The sequence below is a fragment of the Mesorhizobium sp. Cs1321R2N1 genome, assembly GCF_037179725.1.
In the GTDB taxonomy this organism is placed as follows: domain Bacteria; phylum Pseudomonadota; class Alphaproteobacteria; order Rhizobiales; family Rhizobiaceae; genus Mesorhizobium; species Mesorhizobium salmacidum.
This window is the reverse complement of record NZ_JAPYKP010000016.1, coordinates 26415-43658: the sequence shown is the minus strand read 5'-3', so window position 1 is coordinate 43658 and position 17244 is coordinate 26415. Positions and strand designations below refer to the sequence as shown.

At 62.0% G+C, this 17244-nt stretch carries 16 protein-coding genes and 1 pseudogene; all 17 read right to left on the bottom strand.

Annotated features, from left to right (window positions below):
- Positions 1-347: 347 nt before the first annotated feature.
- On the bottom strand, positions 348-1037 hold the full coding sequence (locus tag O7A61_RS06910) for a response regulator transcription factor (protein ID WP_337129109.1): 690 nt from the start codon (positions 1035-1037) through the stop codon (positions 348-350).
- 512 nt (positions 1038-1549) lie between these two features.
- On the bottom strand, positions 1550-1807 hold the full coding sequence (locus O7A61_RS06905; protein WP_337129108.1) for an exopolysaccharide production repressor protein: 258 nt from the start codon (positions 1805-1807) through the stop codon (positions 1550-1552).
- Positions 1808-1833: 26 nt separating this feature from the next.
- A pseudogene (locus O7A61_RS06900) lies at positions 1834-2068 on the bottom strand (4Fe-4S dicluster domain-containing protein); the annotation flags it as partial.
- 667 nt (positions 2069-2735) lie between these two features.
- Complete coding sequence (locus O7A61_RS06895) at positions 2736-3305, bottom strand: sugar O-acetyltransferase (RefSeq protein WP_337129123.1); 570 nt, start codon at positions 3303-3305, stop codon at positions 2736-2738.
- A 1399-nt stretch (positions 3306-4704) separates the two neighbouring features.
- On the bottom strand, positions 4705-5688 hold the full coding sequence (locus O7A61_RS06885) for a beta-ketoacyl-ACP synthase III (protein WP_337129107.1): 984 nt from the start codon (positions 5686-5688) through the stop codon (positions 4705-4707).
- Positions 5685-6950: an adenosylmethionine--8-amino-7-oxononanoate transaminase gene (locus O7A61_RS06880; RefSeq protein ID WP_337129106.1), complete on the bottom strand. Its 1266-nt coding sequence runs from the start codon at positions 6948-6950 to the stop codon at positions 5685-5687. The genes O7A61_RS06885 and O7A61_RS06880 overlap by 4 nt, the downstream gene beginning before the upstream one ends.
- On the bottom strand, positions 6947-7585 hold the full coding sequence (gene bioD / locus O7A61_RS06875; protein WP_337129105.1) for a dethiobiotin synthase: 639 nt from the start codon (positions 7583-7585) through the stop codon (positions 6947-6949). The genes O7A61_RS06880 and bioD overlap by 4 nt, the downstream gene beginning before the upstream one ends.
- A complete protein-coding gene (locus O7A61_RS06870) occupies positions 7582-8724 on the bottom strand; it encodes an 8-amino-7-oxononanoate synthase (RefSeq protein ID WP_337129104.1) in 1143 nt (380 codons plus the stop codon). Before O7A61_RS06870 ends, bioD begins: the two co-directional genes overlap by 4 nt.
- On the bottom strand, positions 8721-9719 hold the full coding sequence (gene bioB / locus O7A61_RS06865; RefSeq protein WP_337129122.1) for a biotin synthase BioB: 999 nt from the start codon (positions 9717-9719) through the stop codon (positions 8721-8723). The genes O7A61_RS06870 and bioB overlap by 4 nt, the downstream gene beginning before the upstream one ends.
- A 114-nt stretch (positions 9720-9833) precedes the next feature.
- Positions 9834-10175 (bottom strand): hypothetical protein, encoded by a 342-nt coding sequence (locus tag O7A61_RS06860; protein ID WP_337129103.1) that lies wholly within the window; start codon positions 10173-10175, stop codon positions 9834-9836.
- Positions 10176-10185: 10 nt separating this feature from the next.
- Positions 10186-11067, bottom strand: coding sequence for a carboxylating nicotinate-nucleotide diphosphorylase (gene nadC / locus O7A61_RS06855; protein WP_337129102.1), 882 nt, complete (start codon positions 11065-11067; stop codon positions 10186-10188).
- The gene (locus O7A61_RS06850; RefSeq protein ID WP_337129101.1) at positions 11067-12611 is read right to left on the bottom strand and encodes an L-aspartate oxidase; all 1545 of its coding nucleotides are present in this window, start codon (positions 12609-12611) and stop codon (positions 11067-11069) included. The genes nadC and O7A61_RS06850 overlap by 1 nt, the downstream gene beginning before the upstream one ends.
- On the bottom strand, positions 12608-13582 hold the full coding sequence (nadA, locus tag O7A61_RS06845) for a quinolinate synthase NadA (protein WP_337129100.1): 975 nt from the start codon (positions 13580-13582) through the stop codon (positions 12608-12610). Before nadA ends, O7A61_RS06850 begins: the two co-directional genes overlap by 4 nt.
- A 64-nt stretch (positions 13583-13646) precedes the next feature.
- Positions 13647-14609 carry an NUDIX hydrolase gene (locus O7A61_RS06840; protein WP_337129099.1) on the bottom strand — a complete coding sequence of 321 codons (963 nt, stop codon included), beginning with the start codon at positions 14607-14609 and terminating at the stop codon, positions 13647-13649.
- A gap of 663 nt (positions 14610-15272) precedes the next feature.
- Positions 15273-16004, bottom strand: coding sequence for a 7-carboxy-7-deazaguanine synthase QueE (gene queE, locus O7A61_RS06835; RefSeq protein WP_337129098.1), 732 nt, complete (start codon positions 16002-16004; stop codon positions 15273-15275).
- Positions 16001-16357 (bottom strand): 6-pyruvoyl trahydropterin synthase family protein, encoded by a 357-nt coding sequence (locus O7A61_RS06830; protein ID WP_337129097.1) that lies wholly within the window; start codon positions 16355-16357, stop codon positions 16001-16003. Before O7A61_RS06830 ends, queE begins: the two co-directional genes overlap by 4 nt.
- Before the next feature lie 9 nt (positions 16358-16366).
- Positions 16367-17077, bottom strand: a complete 711-nt coding sequence (gene queC / locus O7A61_RS06825) for a 7-cyano-7-deazaguanine synthase QueC (protein ID WP_337129096.1) — start codon at positions 17075-17077, stop codon at positions 16367-16369.
- Positions 17078-17244: the final 167 nt, after the last annotated feature.

The following is a 17244-nucleotide window of genomic DNA, read 5'->3' as shown; positions in this document are numbered from 1 at the left end:
CATGCGCGTTGAAAGTGCTTCATCACCGGCGCGGCTAAAGAGGCTGACGCCAATCGCGCCAGTTACAGCTGCCCAAAGTACATCGTGTCGAGATGCATCATGCAACGCGGTTAAGTCTTTGCTCGGCGAGGAAATCTCTACATCGTTCAAGGGAATCCGGGACAGTGGCAGATAATTATTGGAAGAAAATGTGAATTTACTAGCGATCGAAACTATTGTGAACGAAGATCGGCGAAAACATCTTTCCAGTGAGCCAGAAGAAGGCCTTGGTAGCCTGCTGCGTGATTTCCGTGTACATATAGTGTTATAACCACCACAAACCGGGAACATTGGTTCACGATCGCTGGTTACGCTTCTGGCGGCCTGTCATTTAGTTCGAGAACATAACCGATGCCCCGCACCGTCTTGATCGAAAGCGTCGCACCGGACTGGCCCAAAAGCGCGCGTAAGCGATAGATCCCCACTTCAAGCGCATTGCTCGAGACTTCCTCGTCGAAGGCATAGAGGCTGTCCACCAGGAGCTCGCGCGGCAACGTGCGACCCGCGCGATTGAGCAGATGCTCAAGAATGCATAGTTCGCGGCGCGGGATCTTCAGCGGCTGACCGCCAACGGAAACCTGGCGGCCGATTGGATCGAATGTGAGATTGCCAAACGTGACGATGGGGTCGGTCACCTGTGTTGATCGCCGCAGAACGGCTCTTATCCGCGCAATGAGCTCATCAGTCGAGACAGGCTTACGCAAGAAGTCATCCGCGCCCCCGTTGAAAATCGCGATTCGCGTATCGAGATCATCCAGGCTGCTCATCATAATAGCAGGAACCGAATGCCCCTCGCGCCTCAACTGCCTCAACCAATCTAACCCATCTCCATCCGGCAGGGCCAACTCGAGGAGGAGAATTTCGTAGCGTGCACAACCAAATGCAAGCGACGCCTCATCGAGAGTAGGCATCACGTCAACGGTGAAACCGCAGTCCAAGAGCGCTCCTTGCATCACTTGGGTAAGCTTTGCATGATGATCAACGAGTAGCGTTCGCATTTCGTGTCCTATCGAGAGGGCTTGGCACGGGAAGCGTTGTTGGGCGCTGTTGATGCGGGGGGCTTTTTTGATCGGCAGATGCGCGCTGTCGGCGCGGCCTGCCGGGGACGGCATTACAGAGCCTCAGGCCATCTATTTGCTGGACTTCGGGTATGCGCGGCCTCATGCCGGCCGCGCTTCTGCGCAGAGGATGGGCTAGACCCGGCGCAGATTGCCACGGGGTGCTAGCACGAACTCTGTTCGTTTGGCGGCCAAGTTGCCAGCCACAGGCGGCGTATGCGGAAGCCTGCCTTGGCCATGGCAAACGGACGCTCGATCGCCGGCGGGGGCGCGACCAAAGGTGAGCGGGTGGCTTTCGAATTTTGCTAGGTTTTCTCCGGCGGTGTGTGATTGAGCTATGCACGAGTCCTGCCAAAGTTCGTGTTCCCAAGAGAACCCGTCGCTGATTTCCAGCACCTCTTTCGCCATCGAAGTGACGCAATTCGCATGCAGAGGCTGCGACGTTGGAAAGTTCATTCCTCGTCCTCCCGACAGGTTTGTGACTGGCGCCGAACTTCCTCGTCGCCATCAAAAAGCTCGGTCTTTCGTGCAGCGCAGCCGGACCGCCAGATCAGAAAGAGCACGCTTCCAAAATAGCCTGCCTGGAGAAGCAGTGCACAACTCAGCGTCTTGAGGATTGCCGCTCGGATGGAATGCGGGAGGAGATAGGCGGCCAAAGCATTGACGGGCAGGACCACCGCCAGGACGTGGCAAAACATTCTGAGGGGCACGCACGCTCTCCTGTTCGTCCGTCGGATCACGCTGCGGGGTTGTCGGCCGCAACCTGGTTGGCAGTGTTCTTCGGACAGACGGGAGCGCAGGCTCCGCAGCCGATGCAGCAGCCGTCATGGTCGAGATGATAGTCATGCCATTGAGCTCGCCATCGAAGTCGTCCCCGTCATCGCAGACGCCGAGGATTTCACCCGCGTCCTCCTCCCGTTGAGATGCAAGGCTTCGCGCGGGCAGACCTTGAAGCAGCGGCCGCAGCCAATCTGGCGCCGTCGCAGGTAAGGAACGGGCTGGTCATCGTGAATTCTCCACGCAGCGAGGTCTCTCTTTGCAGCGTCCCAACTCGGTAAACGTCGAACGTTTCCCGGCGAAAGCTCTTATCCTGCGCCGGCCGACCGGGAGGTCCTCGGCTAGGTCGTGCAACTCATCATCAAGGGACGCCGAAAAAAAACGCCAGGCAGGCGATCTCTGTTCGCATCAGCTCTGGCGTTCCAGATCCATAGCCTTCGATAGCCGGCGTCCTCTCAAGTCCCCATGCTCTAAAAGGACTAGCTTTCGAGAAGCTGACGAATCTCAAAGGAATCGCGGTAAACGGAGCGCTTCAGAAACGAGCTGAAAAGCGGACAGATCCATCCGTTATGTGGAAAATGCTCTAACGAGCAGCGCCGATCAGCTTCTCAACAAGCTCACTTACAGCGTGAAGAGATCGGTTGCGCGCCCGCAACGGGGGAGACGTTTGCCGAGAAGCATCCCTCCCCGACCGACGGCATTCTCCGTCTGCTGGGGCGGGATGTCCGGCAATAGCGACCACCCGAAATCCGTGTCCGCACGCGAGGCTCCTGATCTGCCTGGTGAGGTAGCGTCCGTTGGGCGGGTAGGTGATGGTGCTGGACTGACCGTGCTTGGAGGAGAGTTGCAACTGTGACCAGTTTAGTTGCTATCTGACGAGTAGTTTTCTCGCTCATCCGCAGAGATTTCTCGGATCACTCGACAAGGGTTACCAGCTGCAAACACTCCGGCTGGAATGTCGCGTGTTACGACACTGCCTGCACCGATCACAGTGCCTGATCCGATTGTCACGCCAGGCAAGATAATCGCCCCCGCTCCCACCCATACGTCCGATCCAATCTCAACCGGCTTTCCGTACAGCTGTTTCCGGCGAAGGGCAGCATTAAGTGGATGCATTGGCGTCAGGATTTGGACGCCTGGACCAACGAGCCCGTAGTCACCTATGCGAACTCGACAGCAATCGAGTACTATGCAGTTAAAATTGAAAACGACGTGCATGCCTAATTCTATGTTGGAACCGTAATCGCAGAAAAATGGTGGCTGTACCGAAACAGTGTCTCCGCCTTTCCCGAAAATATGTTGGCAAAGGCTTCGACGTAGATCCTGGTCAGCTTCACTGGAAGAGTTTATCTTTTGGCACAAACCTCTTATCCTGTTTCTCTGTTCAACAAGCGAAGGATCCATAACATCGTAGAGCTCTCCGGATAGCATTTTTTCATTTTCGGTGCGCAGGCTCATTTCAACAATCTCACAGGGTACGACTTGATGATTTGGAGTTAGGCGCGAAATGAGGCTCGGGAAAACGACAGCGGGAGCTTTTGCCTATGAAGCTTCCGCACGATGGTATCGCCATTGAGGGCGGATCGTCCGACGCCGTTCGGCGAGTTCCACATGGTAGGCTAGTTCCAGTTCACTTTCCTCCCAAGCCTCCAGCGCTCTTGAGGGTGCGTGAAAGGACTTCCACTCTCTTGCCGTTTTAACACGCGACAGTTTCCGATGTAGAAGGAGGCTTGAGAACAGTACGAGGCTTGCCGGTGGTTGAGCGTCTGTACAGGTTGGGTGGGCCTTTTTGGCGTCCGCCGACGCCATTTAGCTTGGGCAGACCGCCGAGGTGGCCGCAGTGGACGTGTCCCTCGGCTGATGCTCGGCGTACACCTGCCGGGAGCCGGGCTATCGATAATTATCCATGTACGCACTGTCCTAATCCTTGAACTGCTTTCCTAACGCAGCATCTCCCAAATTGTAAAATCGATTGCTTTAATAGGGGCCATCTACGGGATGGATGGCTGACGCAGGACTCTCAAGGCCCCGGACCTCAAGCTCCTCGTCGCGCTCGAGGCTTTGATGATCGACGGTAGCCTTACCGCTGCGGCACGCAGCACCAATCCCGGGCAGCCGGCGATGAGCGCTGCCCTCCGGCTTGGCACCTATTTCCGCGAAGGCTCTGAAGGACTTCGAGCCGGGCTACTGGGCCAGCGACCTCGGGCGATCACACAGAGCCGGGGCCAGGTCGCGCCTTGGTCGGCTATCGCGGAAGCGCGGGCCGGATCTACGACGGATGACATCGAGGCGCTAAACTCAACGCTACGGGGCGCGCACGAACGCGCGGCCACTCCTCCGCCGACAACGCGGCGATGGAACTGCCTGTCTGGTGCGAAACCGCGCCGCCGAGGATTGGAACGGACCCCGCGCAACTGGTTCGAGGCCCAGACCCAGTTTCGCCCTCCGCTTCGGCGAGACGTTCATCCGCCAATCTCGAAACCGGCCTGCCCGACAGAATTCCTGACACTGCCCTTTAGCGCGAGATTGAATTGGACCCGCTCCGCGAACTCCGCCGGCGGACAACCGCACTGGAGGGCGGACACATGTCGGCCCCGCCCAAGCTCCGGATTCGTCGAACGATTCTCTCGCACGAATCGGAGCGCTCACACAGCCGATGGTCACGATGTCACCAGGTTTGAAGGTCGGAACCAGCAGCTGCTCGACATAGAACGAGGACCGCTCGCCGTATTGGTCGATCGATCAGCCACGGCGCGCATCCAGACGATTGTGACGCAATGCCACCAGGACGATCAATGATCGTCAATGGCCCATCACAGCGCGGCCTGGGCTAAACGCCAATTACCAATGCCCCGCCGGTAAGGCCGGCACCGGCCGCCGCCAGCAATAATTGCTCGCCCGGCTCAATCGGGTTGACGCTGTGGGCAATTGACAGCGACAGCGGGATGGTTGCGGCCGACGAGTTGCCATGATCGCCGACGGTTTTGACGATGCGGCAATCCTCGATGCCGAGTGACCTGCCGACCGCGTCGAAGATTCGGGCGTTTGCCTGGTGGGGGACAAAGCGGTCCACATCTGACGCCGAGAGACCGGCTGCCAGCAGAGCCTGCCTGGAACAGCGGCTCATTATCTCCACGGCCTTGACGAAAACCTCGCGGCCGTTCGCGATCGTCATGCGAGTTTGTGCAACGTCGATCTCGTCAGAAAACGGACAGTTGCTCCCGCCCGCCGGAACATGGATCAGACTATACGCGGAGCCGTCCGAGGCAAGCGAAGAGCCGAGTATGCCGTGACCAGGGTTCCCGGAAGGCTCGATCACCGCCGCACCTGCGGCATCGGCAAAAAGCACCGCGCTTGCCCGCTCGGCTGGATTGATCCTGCGGCTCAATATGTTGGCTGCAATGACGATGGCTGGCCTGTTGTTCAGACGCACAAACCCCTCGGCGAAGGTCAGCGCATAGATGAACCCTGCGCACGCACCTGCAAGGTCGACCGCACCGGCATTTTCGAGGCCGAGCCTGTGCGCCACCAGCGGCGCGCTCGGCGGCAACAGGTGATCCGGCGTCGAAGTCGCCAGCAGAAGCAGGCCGATCTCGTTGCGGTCGATGCCGGCGGCTTCCAGAGCCATGTCGCCTGCCTTTGCCGCCATTCCGGACAGCGTGTCGCCCGGCTCAGCCCAGAAACGCGAGCGGATGCCAGTGCGCCCCTCGATCCAGCCTGCCTCCAGTCCGAGGCTTGCCTCGATCTCGGCATTGCCGACTTTTCGAGCCGGCACGTGGTGGCCAAAGCCCATGATGCGCGCCGTGCGGATCATCTCTTGTCGCCCGCAAGGCCGGCTGCGTCGTCGATCGCGTCGTAAAGCCGGTCAAGTTCGCCCGACGTCACGCAATAGGGCGGCAGCACGTAGATGACGTTGCCCAGGGGTCTCACCAACAACCCGCGATCGAGGAAGAAAGCGCGCAGCTTTGGTCCGACCTCGGCCAGATAGCCCGCATTTCCGACGCGGAGATCAAGGGCAGAGATAGTGCCGCAGGTGCGCACATTCTCAAAACGCGGATCCTGGCTGAACCGCGCAACCTTTTCCGTCTGCATTCGCGACAGGTCGGCAACTCGCTCCGCCACCGGCTCATCTTTCCAGATGCCCACATTTGCCAGTGCTGCCGCGCAGGCGATCGGGTTCGCCGTGTAAGAACTCGAATGGAAGAAGGTCTTGGCTCGGTCGCTGGAATAATGCGCGCGAAAAATCGCATCGGTGGCAAGCGTCGCCGCAAGCGGCAGCGAGCCGCCCGTCAGCCCCTTGGACGTGCACAATATGTCAGGCGCGATCGCTGCCTGTTCGCAGGCGAACATGGTCCCCGTGCGGCCCCATCCGGTCATGACTTCATCAGCGATGAAAACCGTGCCCGAGCGCTCGGCAATGCGCTTGAGTTCGGTGAGAACCCAGGCCGGATACATCAGCATGCCGCCGGCGCCGAGCACCAGCGGCTCGACGATCAGCGCCGCGACTTTGTGGTCGCGCGTCAGCCCCTCGAAAGCGTCAAGCGTTTTCTGCTCCTCGCCGGTGGCGGGGAAGGGGATGATGTCGACCTCGAACAGCAGGGGCTCGTAGGCGGCATTGAAGACGCCGCGCGCACCGACGCTCATCGTGCCGATGGTGTCACCGTGATAGCTGTCCTCGACGACAACGATGCGCGAGCGTGGGAAGCCATTGTTGCGGTGAAAACCCAGCGCCATCTTGAGCGCAACCTCGACGCTCGTCGAGCCGCTGTCGGAATAGAAGACCCAGTCGAGGCCGGCCGGCGTCATGTCGACCAGGGCCGAGGCCAATCGCTCGGCCGGCTCGTGGCTGAGGCCGGCGAAGATCACCTGGTCAAGGGTCTCGGTCGCGTCCCGGATCGCCGCCATGATCTTCGGGTGACGATGGCCGTGGGTGATGACCCACCAGGACGAGATCGCATCGAGTATGCGCTTGCCGTCGCGGGTCTCGACATAAGCGCCCTCGGTGCGCTCGATGGTCGGCGGCACCGGCTCGGTGGCATGTTGGGTGAAGGGATGCCAGACAGCGGAGTTGCTCATGGTGGGACCTTCATGAAGTCGGCGGCATTGAATGAGGCGCGCATGGCCACGGAGAGCGTGCTGGGCGTCAGGGATTCCAGACGCGGCAGACGGCCAAGCACGCGAACCTTGCCCATATCGGTGATCGTTTTTTGCGTATCGACCACCCTGTCGCCGATGAACGCTACGCCGAGCAGCGGGATTGAGCGGGCGCGCAGTGCCTCGATGGAAAGCAGCGTGTGATTGATGGTGCCGAGGCTGGTGCGGGCGCAGAGCACCACCGGCGCGTTCCATCGCGCGAAGACGTCGATGTAGAGCGTGTGCCTGTTGAGCGGCACCATAAGTCCGCCGGCGCCTTCAACAACCAACGGCCGGTCCGTCGCGGGCAGTGACAGTGCCTGTGCATCGATCTCCACGCCGTCGAACTTCGCGGCCAGATGTGGCGAGAACGGCTGGCGAAGGCGCCAGGCCTCGGGCAGGACACGAGCTGCAGGTAGATCGGCGAGGAGGGAGACGATTTCGCTGTCGGTTTCTTCGCAGGTGCCCGATTGCACGGGCTTCCAGTAAATGCCGTCAAGCAGGCCGGTCAGGCCGGCCGCGAACACCGTCTTGCCGATGCCGGTGTCGGTGCCGGTGACAACGAACCGGACTGTCATGGCGTGCGCTCCCATTCCGCGGCAAGCGCATCGAACAGCGTCGAAACGTCGGCCTCGCCAACATTCAGCGTCAGTGAGATCCGCAGCCTTGCCGTCCCCTCAGGCACGGTCGGCGGTCGGATGCCGCGCGCGTCGAACCCACGCGCCTGCAACTTCTGCGCCAGCGCCATGGCGCGGGCGTTGTCGCCAACGATGATCGGCAGGATCTGGGAACCGCTCGCGGGCAGGCCTAGCGTCTGGGCCCTCTTGCCGGCAAGCGCGACGAGGCTGGCCAGCCGCTCGCGACGCTCCGGCTCATCGGCAACGATGTCGAGGGCCGTTGCCGCCGCCACTGCCATCAGCGGCGAGGGCGCGGTAGCGTAGATGAACGGACGACAGCGGTTGACGAGATAGGCGCACAGCACTGCGGGCGCGGTGACCAGCGCGCCGGATGCGCCGAGCGCTTTGCCGCAGGTGTGCAGCACCACGACATTGTCGCGGCCTTCGAGATCGTGCGCGAGCCCGCGCCCGTCCGGGCCGTAGACTCCGGTGGCGTGCGCCTCGTCGACGAACAGGAATGCCTCGTGACGGTCCGCGATCTCGATCAGTTCACCGAGCGGGGCGCGATCGCCGTCCATGCTGTAGAGGCTTTCGACCACGATCCAGGGACGGCCAGTCCCACCCATGACTCGCCACCTGGCAATGGCGTCATCCACCGCTCCCGCATCATTATGCACGGCTTCCACCATTTCGGCCCGGCCGGCCCGCGCTCCCTCATGAGCGCTGGCATGAACGAGTTCGTCCAGCACGATGAGATCGCCCTTCTGGGGCAAGGTCGTGAGCACCGCGAAATTGGCGACATAGCCACCGCCGAAGAACAGCGCGCGCTCGGCGCCGAAGAAGGTGGCTGCCTTCGCGTCGAGCGCCTCGTGTTCCGGATCGTTGCCGCGCAGGAGCCGAGAGCCGGTCGCCCCGACGGGCGTGCCAGCCGCGAGCGCCGTCGCAACGGCCTGCGCCATACGCGGCGAGCCCGCGAGGGCGAGATAGTCGTTGGAGGCGAAGTCGAGCCCTGAGCGCGGGCTTAAGGCCCGCAGCCGATCCTTGCGTGCCAGCCCGCTTAAGGTCGCCTTGTAGCGGTCGAGCAAGGCTGGCCCGCTCACCTGGCTTCCGGCTCCGTCGGCTTGATGCCGAGGCGCCGGAACAAAGCGCTGTCCTTGTCCTCTCCGGGGTTCTCCGCGGTCAGCAAGGTGTCGCCGACGAAGATAGAGTTGGCGCCGGCAAAGAAGCACAGCGCCTGCATCTCGTCGCTCATCGCCGTGCGGCCGGCCGAAAGCCGCACATGCGATTTCGGCATCATGATGCGGGCAAGCGCGATTGTGCGCACGAATTCGATCGGTTCGATGGGTTCGGCCTCGCCGAGCGGCGTGCCCTCGATCGGGATCAGCATGTTGATCGGCACGCTGTCGGGCGGCTCCGGCAGGGTGGCGAGCGTCACCAGCATGTCGATGCGGTCGGCCTTCTCCTCGCCCATGCCGACGATACCGCCGCAGCAGACCTTCATGCCGCTGTCGCGGACATGACCAAGCGTTTCCAACCGGTCGGCAAAAGTGCGGGTCGAGATGACCTCGCTGTAGTAGCGCTCGGAGGTGTCGATGTTGTGATTATAGTAGTCGAGCCCGGCCTGCTTGAGCCGCTGTGCCTGGCCGAGGTCGAGCATGCCAAGCGTCATGCAGGTCTCCATGCCGAGGGCCTTCACGCCCTCGACCATGGCGACAACCGCCTCCATGTCGCGCGCCTTGGGGCTGCGCCAGGCCGCCCCCATGCAATAGCGCGTGGCTCCCGCATCACGCGCTTTCCTGGCCTCGGCGACGACGCGCTGGACCTCCATCAGTTTCGAGGCCTTGAGGCCCGACTGGTGATGCGAGGACTGGCTGCAATAGCCGCAATCCTCGGGGCAGCCGCCGGTCTTGATCGAAAGCAGGCGCGACAGCTGCACGCGATTGGGATCGAAATTCTCGCGATGGACCGTCTGGGCCCGGAACAGCAAGTCGTTGAAGGGTAGGTCATGGACAGCCTCGGCTTCCGCTCGCGTCCAGGGCAGAAGCGCCCAACCGATTGGGTCCGAGGTCAGGTCCGGGGTGAGTTCGGGGTTCATAGCGGCCTTGTTCTCCATAACCATCTGTCCTTGACCGGGAGCGTTGTAGAGGCTGGTCCATGGAAACGCGATTGCTCTTCGCTAAAGCGGAAGCTCCAACCGCTGCCTGCAGGCTCAACTCACGTCGTCAGCGCGGATCGCTGCATCCGCAGGTTCGCTCTGAGCCCTGGAACGCTCCCGTCTGATCGCGTCGCAGGATTCTGTGAACGCGACGTCCAGCAGATGACCGAGTGGTTCCAGCCCGTGAGAGGCAGCCATCTGGCGCAACTCGTCGAGTCGGCAGATGAGGAAGCCAAGTGCTTCGACGCGGTCTTTTGTTTGTCGGATCGCTTCACCGCTTGAACCGTATAGCCCTTCAGCGCACGGGCTTTCGTCGGCAATCGGTGAAGCTGCAACTGAAGACGAAGTGGCGCAGCTTTGCCTGCGACCAAAGGCGTTCTTAGGGTTCCGGTTCATGTCCTTTCCCTCAGTTCAAACGTCTGCTGCAATTCCGGTCGGCCGGCATATCCAGGCCGATGTCGAGTATCGGCGCGCTGTGGGTGAGCCAGCCGACCGATATGAGGTCGACGCCGGTCGCGGCAATTGCAGCTACGCTCGCTCGTGTCACCCGACCCGAAGCCTCGGTGATCGCGCGGCCACCGACCATTGCCACGGCCTGGGCAAGGTCCTCGACCGACATGTTGTCGAGGAGCACCGCGTCGACCCTCGCCTGTAGCGCCATGTCCAGCTGATCCAGCGTGTCGACCTCGACCTCGATCTTGACCATATGGCCAACCGCGCCGCGCGCCCGCTCGATTGCGGTGCGGATGTCGCCGGCAAGGGCGATATGGTTGTCCTTGATGAGCACGGCGTCGTCGAGCGCGAAGCGGTGATTGGCGCCACCGCCGGCGCGCACGGCGTATTTTTCCAGCGCACGCAGACCCGGTGTGGTCTTTCGCGTGCAAACGATCTTTGCCTTATGACCGCGCACCGCGTTTACAAGCGCGGCGGTGGCCGTTGCGATACCGCTCAGCTTGCACAGAAAATTGAGCGCCGTCCGCTCCGCTGTGAGCAGGCTGCGCGCCGGTCCGTTAACGATGGCGATCGTTTCGCCGGACGAAACCTTGCCGCCCTCGGGACACCGCAACTGTATGCTGATCCCGGGATCGACCAAGAGGAAGGCAAACATCACCAGATCGAGCCCGGCAACAACGCCGCCCTGCCGCGCGTTCAACGCAAAGGTCGCCTTGCAATCGGCCGGGATGACCGCATCGCTCGTGATGTCGCCGGCTCTGCCCAGATCTTCCAGCAGGGCATTGCGCACGATCGGCTCCATGATGATCTGGGGAAGTGGTGCAAGTGAATTCATTACCAGGAGCTCCGTTCCGAGGCTTGCCAGTTGAGCGCGACGGCATTCTCAAAGGCTGTGCACAGCGTCAGTCGCGACGCGAGGGCTGCAGCATCGCGCCCAGGGAAATCGGATCGGTAATGCGAGCCGCGGCTTTCCTCGCGCCGGAAGGCTGCGATCGCGATCAACAGGGCAACCAGCGCCGGGTCGGCCGCCGCCGTCTCGCTGACGGCGATCGGCAGCAAGTTAGCGACCGCATCGCGCAGCGCCTTGCCATCGCGGACAATGCCGAGTGCATTGGAGACCACTTGGCGTATAGGCGAGGGATCCGGTCGCGCGGACACCATTGCGGGAAGCCTGGGCCACTGCCAGCCGGCGCAGGTGCCGGCGACGCTCTTCGCAACCCAGGCGGCTGTTGCGACCGCTTCGGCCAGCGAGTTGCTGGCGAGCCGGTTGGCGCCGTGCAATCCGGTGCAAGCAACCTCGCCGCAGGCCCACAGCCCGCCAACGGAACTGCGCCCTTCCGCGTCAACGGCCACGCCGCCCATGTGATAGTGAGCCGCGGGACGCACGGGGATCGGCTCCACGGCTGCATCGATGCCGGCCTGCTTGCAAGCGGCGTCGATCGCAGGAAAGCGCTTCGTGAATTTCTGGCCGAGGCATTGCCGGGCGTCGAGATAGACACGATGCCCTGAGGCCAGTTGGGCTGAGATCGCCCGCGCGACCACGTCGCGCGGCGCGAGTTCGGCACCGGGCGTATCGGCCAGGAACCGCTGACCATGTTCATCGACCAGCACCGCGCCTTCGCCGCGCACCGCTTCGCTGACAAGCGGCATCGGCCGGCGCGAAGTATCGAGCGCGGTCGGATGGAACTGGACGAATTCGAGATCGGCAAGTTCCGCGCCGGCACAGGCGGCCAGCGCCAGCCCGTGTCCGAACGAGGAAAGCGGGTTCGTGGTGTCGCTGAAGAGGCCGCCGATACCGCCGGTCGCAAGCACCACACGGCGCGTGGGCAATGCGAGGACGCCTGTGTGCAGGACCCCCGAAAGTCCCACAATGCTGCCCTCCGCCACGACCAGGCGCAGGGCTGTCATGCCTTCCATAATCGTGATCGAGCGTGTCCGCCGCGCGACGGCGAGCAACGCCCCGAACAGCTCGCGGCCGGTGGCGTCGCCTGCGGCGTGCACGATCCGGCGCCGCGAATGCGCTGCCTCCAAGCCAAGCCGCAGCTTCCCGTCCAAGGCGCGGTCGAAGGGAGCACCCAGACGAATGAGGTGATCGATGGCTGACGGTAGGGCCTCGACCACCCGCCTGACTATTGCTTCGTCGCAAATCCCGTTCCCGGCGGCCAGCGTATCGGCGAGGTGCAGTTCGGGGCTGTCGTCTTCGCCGAGACTGGCTGCAAGCCCGCCCTGGGCGAGCGTGCTCGAAGCATCCGTTCCAAGCGGCGTCCTGGAGAGAAGGATGACCGGTTCCGGCGCCAGATGAAGCGCCGTCAGCAGGCCAGCAATGCCCGCGCCGACAATGACCGGCGCCCCGCGAATGTCATGGATGGCCGGCGTCATACGAAGAGCATGCGCTCGACAGCCCAGCGGGCCCGCTCGACGATGCGCGGTTCGATCGTGACGATGTGGCGGTTCTCCTCGAGCGCGGTCCGGATATTGGCGAGCGTGATGCGCTTCATGTGGGGGCAGAGATTGCAGGGGCGCACGAAATCCACGTCCGGATGCTCGACCGCGACGTTGTCGCTCATCGAACACTCGGTCATCAGCACGACTCGCGCCGGCTTCTGCTGTCCGACGTAGTCGGACATTGCCGCTGTCGAGCCGGCGAAGTCGGCTGCGGCGACCACTTCCGGCGGACATTCGGGATGGGCAAGCACAGTGACGCCCGGATGCGCCTCGCGCAGTTCGTGAATGTCGGCCGCCGTGAAGCGCTCGTGTACTTCGCAGCGTCCCTTCCAGGCGATGATCTCGACCTTGGTTTGCGCTGCGATGTTCTTTGCCAGATATTCGTCGGGCAGCATGATGACGCGCGGCACGCGGAGCGACTTCACCACTGCGAGCGCATTGCCGGAGGTGCAGCAGATGTCGGACTCGGCCTTCACGGCGGCGGAGGTGTTGACATAGGTGATGACCGGAACGCCGGGATAGCGCTGCCGCATCTGGCGCACGTCCTCGGCCATAATGGAGTCGGCGAGCGAGCAGCCGGCGGCAAGATCTGGAATGAGCACGGTCTTGTCGGGATTGAGAAGCTTTGCGGTCTCCGCCATGAAATGGACGCCGGCAAGCACGATCACGTCGGCGTCGACCGTCATTGCCTTGCGGGCGAGCGCCAGGCTGTCGCCGACGATGTCGGCCACGCAATGGAAGATTTCGGGGGTCTGGTAGTTGTGGGCCAGGATCACGGCGTTGCGCTCGCGCTTGAGCGCAAGGATGGCATCGATGTCATCGGTGAAAGCCGGCCATTCGATTGACGGGATCACTCGTCGGACGCGCTCATACAGAAACGCGGCCGTTGGTAACGCGCCAGTCATCCGCGCCTCCGCTTATATTCCGGCTGACAATAAGCGGCATATATCTACGCTGACTATAAAGGTGTCAAGCCCGTGAGAGCGGCAATTTTGTCCCGGCGACTGCCCGGTCATCGAGGACATTGCGGCGGAAGCGATAGAGCTTCGCCGGGCGCCCGCCCGTATCGAGGGCACTTTCGCCAGTTTCTTCGACCAGCTCTTGCTGCTCGACCAGCCTGCGGAAGTTCGGCTTGTTGATGAGCCGACCGGCGAGCGCCTCCACGGTTCGCTGCAACTGCAGCAGCGTGAAGCTCGGTCGCATGAGCTCGAAGACGACTGGCCGGTATTTGATCTTGGAGCGCAGCCGCGCGATGCCTGTTGCGAGAATCCGGCGATGGTCGCCGACCATCGCTTTGCCTGCGGCAGGCGCAGGGAAAGTTGGTTCCGGCCCGCCGCCGGCCTCTTCGACCAAAGCGGCTTCAAAAAGAAGCTCATAGCGTTGGAGCGTGAGTTCCTCGTCCCAGGGGCGCTTGTCTAAAGCAAACGCAATCGCGGCACGCTGCCTCCGCTCGCGTCGCGCAGCGGCGTCGCTGACGCTGTCCGCCCACTCAATCAGTCGTAGCCGCAACACGTCTAGGATGGCTGGCGTCCCGGAGCGGTGATCCTCCCAGGGAAAATACTCGTACCAGCTTTTCCAGTGGGATTTGCTGGATGCGGCAATAGCTTCCTGCCGGGTGAGCGCGAGATAGCTGATGGAGATGTTGCGCTGCTCGCGCCCAGTGCTGACCCGATCGCGGTCGGCGAAGGTATAGAGCTGCTCGATGTAGCCCAGGGGGTGGCCGGTTTGCTGCTCGACCCAGTCCCTCAGGCCGGACTGTAGGGAACGGTGACTGAGCTCGAACGGGCCGGAGGGTAGGGCATCCCGTTGCCCGATGGTGAGGACGCAAGGGTCCCGGTCGGACGCGGCGGCGACAACCGCGATCAAGTCCGCATTGATGCCGCGGCCCCTCCGAGCGCTGCTATTTTTGTTTCGTGTTGCTTGGTCGTGCATGGTTGCAGAACGTGGCCGTGCTCTGAGGTGACGCGGCTAAACCGATTAGATGGACGTGGACTATACCGGGGCGCGCGTTAACCGCATACCAGTACGGGTCACTTTTGTTCTTCGCAGTGGCACAAAACTGGCCCAAACGCGACGCCTGCGGTAGGTAACGCCAGGGAAGGCAAGCTCAATGTTGCCAACCGTGAGATGTGGGAAGCGCCATGAACGGAATGCGGGATCGAGACCGAGTGCAATCATAGTGGCATTCTCGATCAGCGCGTCGCAGCGAAGCTTGGCGGCTATAGCCAATTATGGGTGCTCCCGTGGCTGATCTCCCACGACCTTTGAAGCAAAAGCGAGAACTCGCAAGGCCCTGGATCAATCGGTGATGATCAATTACCCGAATACCGACTCTGATATAAAAGCTCAGGAACAATCGCTTTGACCGCGTTCCGTCCGCTGACTGCGGCCCTCGACGCTTGCCTTGCCCGGGCTCGCCGGAGGGTTATGAACACGGAGAAGAAGGGCCCTCCTGAATCGGGAGCTCCTGGGAACGCCCGTCGGTCCTGTTGCACCGATATCAGCAGGACACCGGAGTCCCGCAGACGGTCAAAATAGGCCAGCCAGCTCTTCCATCGAATAGCTAAGAAAGCTAGCCAGGATGGTCCGCATCCGTCAGACGCCGCGTCTATTGCCCCAGGCCAACACATGCAACTGCGGCAGGACCGTTGCCGTGAACCAGCCATCCACCGCGACCTTGTCGACAAGCCAGCGGAAGCGCCGCATCAAATCCTCGATGTCGGCCTCTTCGCTGCCAGGACCCGCATGGGTGATCAGCGGAGCAGGATTCCCGATCTGCAGATAAATCGGTAGAGCCGGATACCGGTTCGCCACCAGGCGGGCATAGTCGTAGTCATTGTCGTCAAACACAGCCACCTTGAGGACGCATTGCGTTCCGCTCTTTGCCGCCGCGACGCAATCGTCGAGGGCCTGCCAGTCGGTTGCCATCCCCGACGACGGCGGCTTCGGGCTAAGAGTGAGCCAGTCGAGCGCGGCAAACCAAGGCTGCGAAACACTGCCTTGAGTCTCGAGGGCGAAGGTGTATCCCTTCTGGTGACCCTGTTCGATGAGAGGAACCAGAGGCTGGAGTGCAGGATTGCCGCCCGACAGCGACACGAGCACCCGCGCAGAACTCGATAGCCGCTCCACTTCCGCCAGGATTGCAATCGGCGTCATCAGCGTCCAGTCTTCACGGAACTCGGGCAGCACCGCATACAGGGTATCACACCAGCGGCAGCGATAATCGCAACCGCCCGTGCGTACGAATACAGTCGGGCGCCCTATCAGCGGACCTTCTCCCTGGACCGTCGGACCGAAGATCTCGCTGATGCGAATGCTCCCCTTCATGGACGGTATTCCGCCCACGTTTTCGGGGTCTCGCTGATGCGCACAGCCGCGACTTCCGGCCAGCGCTCACTGCACCAGTCGAAGAGCCACTTGGCTATGACCTCGCTGGTCGTCCGATCATGTCCGAGGACCTCGTTCAGGTGGCGATGATCCAAGGTGTTGTCGATGAGCGCCTTGATCTCCGAAAGCTCGCGGTAGTCCCGGACAAAGCCGACCGGATCAAGCTCGGCCGACTGTAAGACGACCTCGACTTCGTAGTTGTGGCCGTGCAGTCGGGAGCAAGGATGCTCCGCCGGCAGGCCGCCGATCACATGTGACGCCGAAAAGGCAAAACGCTTGGCGATGGTGTACATGACTGCGCCCTATTGTCGTTGCGTTGCCCGGTATTCCTGGCAAGCTTCGATCCAGTAATCGGGGTCTTCGTAAGATGTTGGATCGTTTTGTGCAGCGAGGTGAAAGGCCTCGCGCCGCTCGACGCAGGTACCACAACGACCGCAATGATGAGCGCCGCCCTGATAACACGACCAGGTTTGTGCAAACGGCACGCCCAGTCGTCCGCCTTCACTGACAATATCGGCTTTGCTCAGTTGCAAGAACGGCGCGTAAAGGGCGATCCTCGCCAGTCCCTCCAGCGCGTGGCGCTGCATGGCCTCGAAGGCTTCGACGAAAGCCGGGCGGCAGTCCGGGTAGATAAAATGATCGCCGCCGTGGACCGCTGCCGCTACGGCATCTGCCTGTTCCGCGGCGGCTACACCGAAGGCCATCGCCAGCATGATCGCGTTACGATTGGGTACGACAGTCACGCGCATGCTGTCTTCCGCATAGTGTCCTTCGGGGACCGTCCCGCCGCTGGTCAGCGCCGATCCGGTTAGTCGGCGGCCGACCGCGGTGATATCGACGATATCGTGCGGCACGCCGAGGCGCGCGGCGCAGCCGCGCGCAAAGTCCAGCTCCTTTTTATGGCGCTGACCGTAGTCAAACGACACGAGGCGGGTGAGGGCTCTTTCGGCAGCGACCTTATAGGCGAGCGTGACGGAATCTAATCCGCCGGAGCAGATAACGATAGTCTTCATCAGGCTTCCTTGTTTTTACCGGGTAGGCTGCGACCGGATCGGCTCCCTTGCCGATAGACACTTGGCGGACTATGCTGGAACGGACGCCACCCGCGAAGTGGACAGCAAACACCATCCACTTTCCGACGCCACAAATAACCAGCGTTGTTCTGATGTCAATCAGAGAT